Below are 12,781 nucleotides of genomic sequence, written 5' to 3' on the forward strand. Positions count from 1 at the left end.
AAAGATCCTTTCTGGGAGACGGTGTATGCTGAGACATGATGATCCAGGGCCACAACCTCAGGAAGGGGACATTTCCTCAGTCCGGTTGAACGTTAATTGGGGTGACATTTTCTCAGTCCGTTGACAGGACACCCCCTCATCACCGAGCAGGGTTAGTGGGCTCCAGGTAGAATTCGCCTTTGTAAGCGCCGCCACCCTATATGTGAGGGTGGAAACCCGGAATGGAAGGAAGTCTCATGACACCCAAGCCAGACGAGATGCCCGGACAAGCGAACGTTGCGGCCGAACAGCAAAACCGCACGACCGTCGAGGACAGGGTTTACGAGAGGATAAAGACTGCAATAGCCAAACGTTACATCGGACCCGGCCGGCAACTGGTCGAAGAAACGCTCGCAAAGCAACTGGGCGTCAGCCGAACACCGGTGCGAGCAGCGATAAGACGCCTGGTCTACGAGGGATTCGTAGAGGTCGTCCCCCATCGCGGGGCTTTCGTAATCAAACCCACCATAAAGGAAATCGATGATACCTTCGCCGTGAGAATCCAGCTCGAACGCTTGGCTGCACGCCTGGCCGCAGCCAACGCGACCCCGGCGGATATTGATTACCTGGAGCGACTCGTGAGGGAAGAAGCCAGTAGATTCGACCGCCGCAACGTGGATGCCTACTACCGCGTGAACGACGCCTTCCACCTCAAGATAGCCGAAATGGGGAGCAACAAGACCCTGCACAGGTTCGTGGCAGACGTCCTGTCGAGGGTCAACATCTACCTTATCCTCTTCGACCCATTAGTGCACCTCGAGTTCAACCCCTCCATCGAGGAACACCACTCGATCGTGGATAGGCTCCGGCATCACGATGCTGAGGGCGCAGAGCAGGCCATGTGCGCACACCTGGAAAGCACGCTGGCCGGCCTCGAGCTGGACAAGGTCCCCGAGCAATACCCTGATGACTATCTGGTCGTGTGACGCCACCAGCAGGCCCCTTACCCCCTCCCGGGCTAAGATGGCCAGGATTGGCCGCGCCAGGGCGCCGAGGCACGTGCCCTCCAGGCGAACTCAACCCGGGAAACTCAGGCAGGAGAGGAAAAGGTCCTGGTAGCCAGGCAGCGTCAACAACTCCACATACCTCACCGACCTCGCCAGAGACGCCGCCTCCCGGCGCTTACCCTGCGAGACGAGGGCCAGGTAGGCCCCCATACCCGCTGCGTTGCCCGCCCGTACAAACCTCTCCGGAGGTAGCCGCGGGAACATACCCGTCGCCATGGCACTCTCGGGATCGATACCCGTCCCGAAGGCACCCGCCAGGTATACCACGCGTACTTCCTCCACCCCAGTACCCGTGGTGCGAAGGAGTCCTTCGATGCCCGAACGCACGGCCGCCTTGGCAAGTTGCAACTGCCGGATGTCCTGCTGCGTCAGGGCAATTCCACCGAGACGGAATTCCAACCCGCCGGGCCCTTCCACCACCCCCGGTTGACCGCGATTTAGCCTGCCGCTTTCGTCCATGATCCCTTTCTTCAACAGGACCGCCAGAACGTCTATCAGGCCAGCCCCGCAAAAACCCACCGGTTCTCCTCCACCGACCACGCTGAAGCGGACTTCCTCACCCTGCAGCCACACGCGGTCGATAGCCCCCGCCAGCGCGCGCATCCCCCGGGAAACGTGCCCGCCTTCGAAGGCCGGCCCCGACGCGCAGGAACAGCTCGTCACCACGCCATCCCGGGCAAGCGCGATCTCCGTGTTGGTGCCCACATCTATCGCGAGCGCCACACCCTGCTGTTCACGGAGCCCGGTGGAAAGCAGCACAGCCACGTGGTCGCCCCCCACATACCCCGCAACGCACGGCATGAGATACACGTACGCGCCGGGGGCCAGATACATCCCCAGGTCGCGGGCCTTGACCTCCAGGGGGCCAGTCAGGGCGGGGACATACGGGGCGCGCGCCAACTGGGACACCCCCAGCCCCAGGAACAGATGATGCATGGCCGTGTTACCGCAAACCACGGCCTCCTGGATCTCGGTGGCCTCCCGTCCCATTCGTCCGCAAAGCTCCCGGGCCAGGTCGTTCAGACCCTCGACGATCGCCTCCCTGATCCGCCGGTAGTTTTCGGGCGCGGCCGCCGCGTAGCCCAGGCGCGAAACCACGTCCTCACCGTACGCAATCTGCGGATTGAGGCGTGCGGCCGCGTGAAGGATTTCTCCTGTCCCCAGGTCCACCAAGTAGCCCGCCACCTTCGTCGTACCGAGGTCAACCGCCAGTCCGAGCAGGGGGGTGGGCTTGCGATGCAAGGCGACGATCTCGCCCCCCCGGACCACTGCCCAGCCCCGATACCCCCAGTCCGGCAACGCGTCCGCGAGTGACCGCAGGACGACCGTATCGCAGCGCACGTCCGGCGGCCAGGATTCCCCGGCGGTGGCACCACCCGCGAGTTCCCTGCAGCCGCCCATCTGGGACCCGACCGCGGCCGCTAGCCGGTCGGCTTCACCCTCCCTCTGTCCCACCTGGGGCGGCGTCAACCGGAACTCCACCTGCCGTACCACCGGCTCCAGAGCCACCCGGTCGGCTCCTGCCCCGGCCACCTGCAGCCGATCCCCGCCGCACAGCCGGTCGAGCTCTACGGTCACATCCCCGAGCACCCTCGCCCGGCAGGCGAGCCGGTAACCCAGGCCGCTCCTCCACCGGGCAAGGAGTTCAAGTTCGTCCTCGTCCGCTCCCGACACGCGCCCCGCACCGATCCTCACCCGGCACTGACCACACCGGCCCTGACCACCGCAACTGGGCCTGATGCCCCACCGCACCACCTGGCCAGCGACGAGTTGTGCCGCCTCCAGGACAGTCGTACCCTCGCGCACTTCGACCCTGATCCCCGGCGGCTGAAACTCTACTACCGGCATCCCGACACCCTCTCCACCAGGACGTCCCACAACGCGCCGCTGAGGTACCTGCCCAGCGTCACCACCGGGACCACGAACCCTTCCCGCCAGAGACTGGTCACGAAGTCCAGGTGGTGCCTGCCCCGCCGGGAATCCGGCTCGCGGGGCGGGTGCCTCAGGGAGCGGTCAATTAGGGAGAGGTCAGGGTTCCCCTCCTGCGGAAATCCGGACTCAACCCCTTTGCAAAACTCACTTTCGGGATGTTCCCCGCCCGGTCCTGCCACTCCACCACCGCTGTGGCCACCATGGTGTTGGTGAGGCTGGGGCCCAGAACAGGGGCAATAGTCATGGCGAGGATGAGGGAGGGAAAGACCAGGAATATGTCGGCGACGCGCATGAGGGCCTCGTCCACCCACCCGCAGGCGTAACCGGAAACGAGCCCGATGACCGCAGGGAGCGGCACTGTGGGTCGGCGTAGAGATGGCGCGCGGGCTCGTGCGGGTCATAGGGACACGGGGATTCGCCGCCTGCGCTCTACGGGCAACGCCCCACCCGGCCTTTCCAGCCATGCCGCCAGCCTGGCGCCACTCCGGTTTCCGCTGTCCCCTTACCTATCCCTTGTGCCTGAGAACCTGTCCGGCCAGGGCTCCCGCCTCCTCACCGTTATCCACTGCCACCACACCGTTGACCAGCACGTACTTGATACCCACCGGGTAAGCACAGGGGCCGGAATGTGTGGCCGTGTTCGCAATGTTTGCGGGGTCGAAGAGGCATAAGTCCGCCCAGAACCCCTCGGCGAGTAAGCCGCGATCGCGAAGCCCCAGCAACCCTGCCGGCAAAGACGTCATTTTGCGAACGGCTTCCTCGAGCGGGACGTACCGCTCCTCGCGCACGAACTCTCCCAAGACTCTGGCGTACGTGCCGTAGTTTCGCGGGTGCGGGGATATCCCCGGCCGCCGCAAATCCGGAATCCTCGCCAGCGTCCAGCCATCTGTCGAAACAGCAGCGAGAGGATGCCGCACGAGGGCTCGGATGTCCTCAACCCACATCCTGCCGCCCGCGACCTGACAGTATCCCTCATCATCGAGATAAAGGCGGCGCAGCCCTTCCCACGCGTCCTCGGGGTCGCCCAGCACCCGGCAGGCCTCACGCAGGTTCGCCCCCACCAATTCCGGGTGGCTTGGTGAGTGCACCACGTAACAAGAAGCCAGGGGGTCTTCCGGACCGGAAACCTTCACCCCGTGCTCGGCCAGCACACGGGCTCTTCCCTCGGCGGCGCGCCGCTCCTTCTCCTCCTGCTCCCGTAGCCGGCTCTTCAGGGCAGCCCATTCCCCGGCATTGGTGAGCCTGGCTCGCAGGCTGTCCGCGTCTCGGGGCGATATCTCGAAGTCGGTATAGAAGAAGCTGCCAAGGTTCGACTGTGCAGCGTACTCCCACGGGTAGAAGTCGCAGATCACGTCGACTCCCTGCGACCTCGCTTCCTCCATGAGGGCGAGCGTCGCGCGAACCTTGCCCCAGTTCTCCTCACCAATGGCCTTGTGGTGACTTATGCTACCCGGGATCCCGGCGTCGCGGCATATCGAAATGAACTCCTTCGTCGCGGAAATGAGCAGGTCCGCTTCGCTACGCATGTGCGAAACATATGCTCCTCCATAGAGAGCAACCACCCTGCAGAGTTCCACCAGCTCTCCGGTCGTGGCGTTACGGCCAGGAGCATACTCAAGACCGCTGGAAAGCCCGAACGCCCCCTGCTCCATGCACGCTCGCAGTTCATCTTTCATGGCCTGTAATTGCTCGGGCGACGGTACCGTGGCTTCCCCGCCCGCTCCCTCCTGGCCCATCACTGCTATCCGCAGAGCACCGTGGCCCACGAAGTGGGCAACATTGATGCCAATGCCACGGCGCTCCAGCTTCTGCATCCAGTCGTCCAGGGTTTCCCAGTCCCTTTCGCCCAACTCACCAACCGGGACCTGGCTCATCCCGGCCATGCGCTTGGGTGCCTCGTCGGCCAACTGCCCGCGAGCCGGAAACACACCGTAGCCGCACATCCCCACCGCCTCGGTGGTCACGCCAGCACGGAGGCTGGAAACCGCGTGATTGTGTATGAAAATCGAGTAGTCACTGTGGCTGTGGAGATCTATGAATCCTGGAGAGCACACGAGGCCATCCGCGTCGATAACCCGCCGAGCTTCGCCTTCATCTACCCCGCCCCTGCGTATCAGCACGATTCGCCCGTCCTTGACCCCAATGGCCCCACGGTAAGCACGACTTCCGGTCCCGTCCACCACCCAGGCCCCTTTGATCAAGATGTCGAGCATTGTCTAACGCCTCCCTGACTTGACTTTGACGAACTGGTATTCCACGCGAAAAACTTTTTCCCCTTCGGGATTGCAGCCACGGCCAACACCCGCCCGATCAGGCTGACAAAGCCCCGCCTGGCGCACCTGGCCGGACGGCTATCCAACTCAAGCAGAACCTGCGCCCCGCCGTACAACATGCGTGTGCCGAAAAGCAGGTTGTCTGCCGAGATGCGCTCGTTGTGCAGTGTGCCAGCACCCCCTCCGGCGGCATAGGCATCCGGCCGCAGCGGCTGAAGCCCGGGCCCGGCTTCTCTGGCACAAGCGCTCCTGATCGTACGACCAGTGGGAAGGGGGGGATCGTGCTGCCCCCTGGCAGCAAATGCAGCCGCGTCAGGACCAGGCACTGCTTCGGCCGTATCGGTCGCCAACCACAAGTACTCGGGATCGGCAGGCCATCCACCGTCGTCTATTGTTGACCTACCAGATTATCTGGCTTAGGATGAAGACAATAATCCACTCATCTGGGGTCGCAGGGTGTCCGGAGGTGGAAAGAGGTGGAGGCAGGAGGGGTCGAACCCTCAAGGTGAGAATGTGGTCCCGCCACGTTGCGAAACAGAAAGACAGGAGGCTGACACAAGTGCCGGAAACCAAGATTTACGAAGATGTCACCAAGCTCATCGGGCGCACCCCGCTGGTGCGCCTGAACCGGGTCACTTGCGGGTGCGTAGCCACAGTAGTGGGAAAACTCGAATTCTATAACCCCTGCGGCAGCGTCAAGGATCGCATCGGAGTGAGCATGATCGAAGCGGCGGAGCGGGCCGGCCTGATCAGGGAAGACACCGTCATCGTAGAACCCACCAGCGGCAACACCGGCATCGCCCTGGCCTTCGTGTGCGCCGCCAAGGGTTACCGCCTCATCCTGACCATGCCTGAGACCATGAGCCTGGAACGGCGGGCACTCCTCAGGGCTCTGGGGGCCGAACTGGTGCTCACCCCGGGGGAGGAAGGTATGAGGGGGGCAGTGCGCAAGGCCGAGGAGCTGGTCCGCAGCAACCCCCGGTACTTCATGCCGAATCAGTTCGCCAACCCGGCCAACCCGGAAATCCACCGCCGCACTACGGCAGAAGAGATATGGCAGGACACTGCCGGTCGGGTGGACATCCTGGTGTCGGGGGTAGGCACCGGAGGCACCATCACGGGCGTGGCGGAGGTACTGAAATCCCGCAAACCCTCCTTCAAGGCAATCGCGGTGGAACCGGCCAGCTCTCCGGTGCTTTCCGGCGGCCCTCCCGGCCCCCACAAGATCCAGGGAATAGGGGCGGGCTTTGTCCCCCAGGTACTCAACGTGGAGATCATCGACGAGATCGTGCAGGTGACAAACGAGCAGGCCTTCCAGATGGCACGCCGGCTGGCCCGGGAGGAGGGGCTGCTTGTCGGCATCTCCTCTGGCGCCGCCGTCCACGCCGCTGTCGAGGTGGCCAGGCGCAGGGAAAATGAGGGCAAGCTGATCGTGGCGATCCTGCCCGACACGGGAGAGCGCTACCTCTCCACCGCCCTGTTCCAGGAATCCTAGATGTAGTACATCAGGGCGCCACTGGAAAGCTCCTCTTCCCGGCGGGCCAGATCGGCGAGGGTATAGCGCCGCAGAGTGTTCTCGAGCGCTTTGGTGAGCTGGATCCACACCTCCCGCATGGCGCAACGGGACGCCCGCGGGCAGCCTTCGGGCCGATCCACGCACTCCACTGGGGCCAGGGATCCCTCCGTTATCCGCACCACATCGGCCACCGTAACCTCCGAGGGGCAACGGGACATCTGGATACCTCCGCCGGTCCCGCGGTGCGTGGCCACAAGGCCAGCCGACTTCAACACGCCAACAAGTTGGGCCAGGTAGTCGGGGGAGATGTCCTGCTGGGTGGCCACCTCCTTGAGTTGAACCTGGCGACCGGACAGGTGAGCACGGGATATGCTGACCAGAGCCCGACAGGCATAGCGGCTACGTGTGGACAGCTTCAAAAGTTCACCTCCTCCCCCCGCCCGGAAAGCGCACAGGCGCACGCCATCAACCCAATGGTAGGCCAACTGATCGATTAAGTCAAAACGCCCACAGGGATCATGGGAGCGGGGATAGAATGGCGGCAAGCGGGCCAGCATTCTCAGGGGGAAACAGTCTATGCTGGACGGAGTTCTGGTCGGCGGAGTATATTCCTCTCACCGGCATACCGCCAGCTGCGGGCAGACCTGGAACAGCACGGGCTGACCCACATACGTGCCGAGATTCCCTCGGCCAGCCTCTTCCCCGACGGCGAAACCGCTTGCCTGTATGGCGACCTGGAACGCACCCAGGCCAGCGTAGGACGCCACTCTGCAGCAGACGCTTTCACCCCCGCCCTTTCGCCGCGCGATCTGGCAGCGTACTGGTTCGAAAACCCCTGAGTGCGCGCCTGGTTTGTCCCCAAGGCTAGACACACGGCCGCCGGCCCGGAAACTGCCGGCGGAGGAGTGGCCGCGTGGCTTTACATGTGCCTGGGCATGGATCCCCAGGCCGGCATAGCCACCCCCGCCGGAGGCGCCAACCGGCTGCCTCAAGCCCTGGCCGGGCTCTTCCGATCCCTGGGTGCATACGAAGTGAAGGGCGACGCTGCCGGGCAGATTGCCGGGCAAGCCTGGGATCGCATCAAGGAAGCGTACGCTGACCGGGTGATCGAGATCCTGAGCCGGTATTGCCCCAACCTGAAGCAAGATATGCTGGGGCGGGTCTCGCTATCGCACCCTTATCCGCCGACTGTACCTCACGGGAGCCGCCACCCATCCCCAGTTACGCCTCGGGGTACGGCGACGTTAGGCTCCCGGTCAAGGGAAGGAAAGAGGCGGGCTGCCCGACGCGGCTATGCAAATGTGGATTCGGGCCAAAGCCGCAGAGGGTTCACCTCGGGCGGGATGAGGCAAGCTGATGGAAGGCCGGCTTCACCTCGAGCGGGATGGCACATCGGTAGGGCCGTCCCCCGGTACGCTTCAGGAACTCGGCTCGTGCCTTTTCCAGCACCCCGGGGTTGAGCAGCAGTTCCAGGCCAGCTTGGGCCAGCACCCTGGCCGCCGCGAGCATCCCCGCGTGGCCGATCCCCATGCCCGCCTGGGCGGTAAACTGCCAGGAATGTCCTGGGGTACCCAGAGCCACGCAGGCCGTACTGAACTGGGCAGTGGGACAGCACCAGCTGACATCTCCCACGTCCGTGGAGCCACGGGGCGGCAGTTCCTCCCGCGGGGGCGGCACGATGGTGTCGTTGAGCGTCTGCCGACGGAGCAGATCCCGGGTATCAGCATCAAGGAGCAGCTCGTCGATCATGCTCTCCTTCTGCCCGGGAGGAAACGTCCGCGCGATGCGGCTGGCGAACTCCAGTTCAGCCTGGCCGAAGCGCGGCGGCCCGGCCACCACCATAGCCCGGGCCAACACCTCTTCCAGCGCCCGGTTAGGGATGAGGTTGTAGATGCCGTCCAGGAACTCCACCTGGTAGGTGGTGCCGGTCATGAGGGCGGCTCCTTCCGCACACTTCAGCACCCGCTCGTACACTTCCTCCACCTGGTGGCGGTGGGGAGCCCGCACGTAGTACCACACGCTCGCCCGCGCGGGCACCACGTTGGGCTGCAGACCGCCGTCGGTGATCACGTAATGCACCCGCGCCTTCTCGGGGATGTGCTCCCGCAGGTAGTTCACCCCGACGTTCATGAGTTCCACCGCATCCAGGGCACTCCGGCCCAGGTGAGGGGCCGCAGAGGCGTGGGAAGCTCGCCCGTAGAATGTGACGTTCATCGAATTGAGGGCCAGGGAAGTCCCCGTCCGCACCAGGTTCACGTCCCCCGGATGCCAGGTCAGGCAGGCATCCAGTTCCAGGAAGAGGCCTTCCCGGGCCATGAACGCCTTGCCGCTGAAGTTCTCCTCCGCCGGGCAGCCAAAGTATCGCAGGGTCCCGCCAAGACCCCGTGCCGCCATCTCCTCCCTCAGAGCCAGCACCGCCCCCAGGGCCCCCACTCCGAGCAGGTTATGGCCACAGCCGTGGCCGGCGCCGCCCGGCACGAGTTCCTCCCGTTGCGGGGAAACCTTCTGTGACACTCCGGGCAGGGCATCGTACTCACCCAGAAACCCGACGGCGGGCCTGCCCTCGCCCCAGGTGGCGACAAAGGCGGTGGGCATGCCGGCCACGCCCCTTTGCACCCGGAAGCCGGCTGCCTCCAGTGCATGTGCCAGCACGGCCGCCGAACGGTGCTCCTGGAGCCCCAGTTCCGCGAACTGCCAGACCCGGTCGCTCAGTTCGACCAACCTGCCGCGGTTGTCCTCGACCCACCGAAAAGCTCGCTCTGCCCGATCCACTACCGTCCGCCTTTCTCCACGCGCCCGAGCATCACGCGCCCGCCGGGGGTGAGATGACGGGCAACACCTCGACCCGAAGGCGTCGGCGCCGCGGTCCGTCAAATTCGGCCAGGAATATACCCTGCCACGTCCCCAGGGAAAGCTGGCCTCCGGACACCGGTACCAGCACGCTCGAACCCACCAGGGCAGCCTTGATGTGGGCGTGGGCGTTCCCTTCCCGGTGCTGGTACGGCCCCGCGACCGGGACCAGCCGGTCCAGCTGGGCGAGAATGTCGGAGAGGACCGCCGGGTCTGTGTTCTCCGTCACCAGGACACCCGCTGTGGTATGGGGGCAGAATACCATGCATGCCCCCTCCGGCACGCGCACGCGCCGGACCACCTCGTCCACGGAGGCGGTGATGTCCACCATCTCGGCCCGGGCGTGGGTTTGAACCTCAAGCTGCACACCGCTCACCACCATCTGCTCACGTCATTTCGGGATGATCGCGCTCTTCTGATGTCAAGGGGGCCTCCTTCGGTAACCAGGATGTCCACGGGGAGATCATGGGGCAGCACGGGCAGCTGGTCCACTACCTGCAGGGAGAACGCCAGGCCCACCCGTACGGCCCGCGGCAGGTAGCCCAGGAGCCGGTCATAATACCCTCCCCCGTAGCCCAGCCGGAAGCCGCGGCGGTCAAAAACCACGCCCGGTACCAGCACGAGGTCTACGAGAGCGGCATCCACCGGCGGGCAGCGGCCCGGGTCGGGCTCCAGAATCCCCTGATAACCCGGCACGAGATCGGCAGCCAGGTCGCGCACACGCAGGAGGTCAAGAACCCTCCGCTTCCTGTCTACCCGGGGGAGCGCCAGTTCTTTGCCGCTGGCGACCGCGTCCGCCAGCAAGGGAAAGGTATCTACTTCTTGCCGGAAAGACGCATAACCCAGAACCACCCGGCTCACCTGCCATACCGGATGGGACAGCAGATGGCTCTTTACCCGCTCGCTGAGCGCCACGACCTCCTCAGGAGCAAGTGCCAGGCGCTGCGCGAGGACCCGGCGCCGGAGCTCGGCCCGTTCCCGCACGATTTCATCGCTACCCCGGGCAACAGGAGTGCGGGCAGTTGCCGCTCCACCCGCCGAGCTAGCCGGTGACCTCGGAGAAGCCATGGTCTGGGATTCCCTACCCTTGAGCCGCAATGGTTTTGGGGCTCAGGACTCCGGAGTTGCTAACCGTTTGCTAACCGGATACCCCATCCACACCTTCTCCATGGCCTTTACTGCCTCTCGCTGGGTGTCAGGCAACACGTGGCTGTACACCTCCAATGTAATGACACTCGGGGTCACGCTCGAGGACTACTGTCCAGCTGTTCTCCGACCTCTCTCTAATGTGCCCTCTCATCCTCTTGCGCCCCCCAAGATTAGGGCAGGGCGGAGCGCACCCTACCTTTTCGCCCCGCCCATCTCCGATTCCTTCGGGGCGGCCATCCATTGACCCACCCGGGTTGGTGGACATTGTGGAAGGGATCTGCGAGACTGCCCTGTACCGTGGGGGTGGTCGCTATCACACGGATTGGGGTGACTACGACGTGGTCGAGGACGACGGGTTGGTCCTGGCCGGTTGGAACCTGGTTACCCTCGACTGCTGTGCTGCTCGGGCGGTGGGCTCGCTGGAAATGGGTGAGAGGAGTTTTGCCCGGATCGGGGAGCAGGTATTCGGAGAAGCTGCGGTGGTTCCGCCCGAGTTGGCCGATGTGCTCGACCGCCATGCCCATCGCCTGTTTGGGGTAGTGGGTCCTCAGGGCACCGCCGCACCGGGGATGACGTGAGCGCGTCACCCGAACCGGTGACACGGAAACTGTTCTACCGGCTGTGTTCCGTGTCCGCCCGGCGTCGCCACCCCTGGCGCCGACGCGGGTCACCTGCTATCATCGGCCAGGTACCTGCGCACGACGGCGGCCACCAGTGGGCGAAAGTCGCTGCCTATACGACCCAACTCGGCGTGTACCTCCAGTTCGCGATGCAGGTCCCACCGCACGCCGGGTACGGGCAGGACCGCCAGGTCGACGTCGGAGAGCGGGTTTGGTAGGGGGTACCGTAGGAACCGTACAGATAAAGCGCGAGGATGTCGGGCTGAGCCTCGCAATAGCGCGCCATCTCGCCCAGTTCGTCGTCATGCAGCCTGATTCGGGAAAAATCCCGGGACAGTCTCACCGCCCGGACACCTCACGACGGCAGTTCGCTCGTCCTGAAGGTATTTTATTCCACCGGCGGGCGCTTGTCCATTCGCATATCGGGTGATCGGGGCCACATCTGGATCGGATCGTGCGACGCCCGATCGCAGCCCACGGTGATTGCCCGCTCGGGCACCAGGTCCAGTTGCCCGCCGAACCAGGGGGCCTGCGCCGGCCGGCTGACTTCGGTGAGTGCGGTCACGTGGGTGCCTAAGGCGGGGTCCGTTCCCGGTTCGTTGAACCCCACGTGCCCCTTGACCCCTATGCCCACCACGGCCAGGTCTATGTCGCCCGCGCCTGCGATGGCGTGGTCGTAGCGCAGGCATTCCGCAGGCAGATCGTCGACCCAACCGCGGGGCAGGTCGCAGCGGGCTTCGTCCAGGTCCCTGCAGGATGGCCAGCAGATCTCGACCTTCACCTTGTGGCCTCCTGGCTGAGGCCCGTGAGGAAGTCGAGCACGATGCGGTTAAACTCGGGGGGCTTCTGCATGTTCAGCATGTGACCCGTGCCGGGGATGATGACCCTGGTCGCCCCGGGAATCCCATTCTGCAGGATCTCTGCGATACGCAGGATATCGGGGACGTCCCCCTCGCCCACCACGACGAGCGTGGGAGCTTTGATAGCACCGGGCCGCCCCATGGCAGGGGGATTGATCTTCTGAGACGTGACCGGTGCCTTCCACAGATCAAAGACGGCGAACTGGTCATCCCACATGCGCCTGTCGAGGCAACCGCCGTGGATCAGGACGAGGAGTTCTCCCTCGCCCTGCACCTCGTAGGAGATGCGGCCCCCCGCGACTTCGCAGTACACCGGCGGTACCCCCCAACGTGATTTCCTGGATTTGCGCCCTGGGCCGATCGGCTGCGAGTGGCAGAGGACGGGACTATCTATATAGCCCCGTCGCGGGAAACAGTCAAGACCAGCCCGCTGTTGAACACAGACGCCGAAGGGAGAAGGCAAAACCGGTTCGTCGCGGGGCGCACTGTTGATATAGTGCTGAAGGGAAGGACAAACCCGGTGTTACGGGCGTGG

11 protein-coding genes and 1 pseudogene are annotated in these 12,781 nt (G+C 64.6%); 3 read left to right on the forward strand and 9 right to left on the reverse strand.

Annotation, left to right across the window (positions count from 1 at the left end):
* Positions 1–221: 221 nt before the first annotated feature.
* On the forward strand, positions 222–965 hold the full coding sequence (locus AB1446_09490; protein ID MEW6547131.1) for a GntR family transcriptional regulator: 744 nt from the start codon (positions 222–224) through the stop codon (positions 963–965).
* A gap of 90 nt (positions 966–1,055) precedes the next feature.
* Here AB1446_09490 and AB1446_09495 read toward each other — a convergent pair whose 3' ends face one another.
* From AB1446_09495 to AB1446_09505, 3 genes and pseudogenes are all read right to left on the reverse strand, one after another.
* On the reverse strand, positions 1,056–2,894 hold the full coding sequence (locus AB1446_09495; GenBank protein ID MEW6547132.1) for an ASKHA domain-containing protein: 1,839 nt from the start codon (positions 2,892–2,894) through the stop codon (positions 1,056–1,058).
* 259 nt (positions 2,895–3,153) lie between these two features.
* Positions 3,154–3,318, reverse strand: a pseudogene (locus AB1446_09500) (D,D-dipeptide ABC transporter permease).
* 166 nt (positions 3,319–3,484) lie between these two features.
* Positions 3,485–5,191, reverse strand: a complete 1,707-nt coding sequence (locus AB1446_09505; protein ID MEW6547133.1) for a D-aminoacylase — start codon at positions 5,189–5,191, stop codon at positions 3,485–3,487.
* A gap of 619 nt (positions 5,192–5,810) precedes the next feature.
* Here AB1446_09505 and cysK point away from each other — a divergent pair.
* The gene (gene cysK / locus AB1446_09510; GenBank protein MEW6547134.1) at positions 5,811–6,746 is read left to right on the forward strand and encodes a cysteine synthase A; all 936 of its coding nucleotides are present in this window, start codon (positions 5,811–5,813) and stop codon (positions 6,744–6,746) included.
* Here cysK and AB1446_09515 read toward each other — a convergent pair.
* The 4 genes from AB1446_09515 to AB1446_09530 form a co-directional block, all read right to left on the reverse strand.
* Complete coding sequence (locus AB1446_09515; GenBank protein ID MEW6547135.1) at positions 6,743–7,186, reverse strand: Rrf2 family transcriptional regulator; 444 nt, start codon at positions 7,184–7,186, stop codon at positions 6,743–6,745. The two genes, cysK and AB1446_09515, sit on opposite strands and share 4 nt — an antisense overlap.
* A gap of 910 nt (positions 7,187–8,096) precedes the next feature.
* Positions 8,097–9,539 (reverse strand): M20 family metallopeptidase, encoded by a 1,443-nt coding sequence (locus AB1446_09520; GenBank protein ID MEW6547136.1) that lies wholly within the window; start codon positions 9,537–9,539, stop codon positions 8,097–8,099.
* 31 nt (positions 9,540–9,570) lie between these two features.
* A complete protein-coding gene (locus tag AB1446_09525) occupies positions 9,571–9,984 on the reverse strand; it encodes a secondary thiamine-phosphate synthase enzyme YjbQ (protein MEW6547137.1) in 414 nt (137 codons plus the stop codon).
* A gap of 5 nt (positions 9,985–9,989) precedes the next feature.
* Positions 9,990–10,685, reverse strand: coding sequence for a 5-formyltetrahydrofolate cyclo-ligase (locus AB1446_09530; GenBank protein ID MEW6547138.1), 696 nt, complete (start codon positions 10,683–10,685; stop codon positions 9,990–9,992).
* A gap of 338 nt (positions 10,686–11,023) precedes the next feature.
* Between AB1446_09530 and AB1446_09535 the strand changes: the two genes are divergently transcribed.
* Positions 11,024–11,344, forward strand: a complete 321-nt coding sequence (locus tag AB1446_09535; protein ID MEW6547139.1) for a hypothetical protein — start codon at positions 11,024–11,026, stop codon at positions 11,342–11,344.
* A gap of 430 nt (positions 11,345–11,774) precedes the next feature.
* On the opposite strand, the gene AB1446_09540 is transcribed toward AB1446_09535, so the two are convergent.
* A complete protein-coding gene (locus tag AB1446_09540) occupies positions 11,775–12,167 on the reverse strand; it encodes a hypothetical protein (protein ID MEW6547140.1) in 393 nt (130 codons plus the stop codon).
* A complete protein-coding gene (locus AB1446_09545) occupies positions 12,164–12,559 on the reverse strand; it encodes an alpha/beta hydrolase (GenBank protein MEW6547141.1) in 396 nt (131 codons plus the stop codon). Before AB1446_09545 ends, AB1446_09540 begins: the two co-directional genes overlap by 4 nt.
* Between the last annotated feature and the right edge of the window lie 222 nt (positions 12,560–12,781).

Source organism: Bacillota bacterium, from assembly GCA_040757085.1.
Lineage (GTDB): Bacteria > Bacillota > Sulfobacillia > JACIYH01 > JACIYH01 > JACIYH01.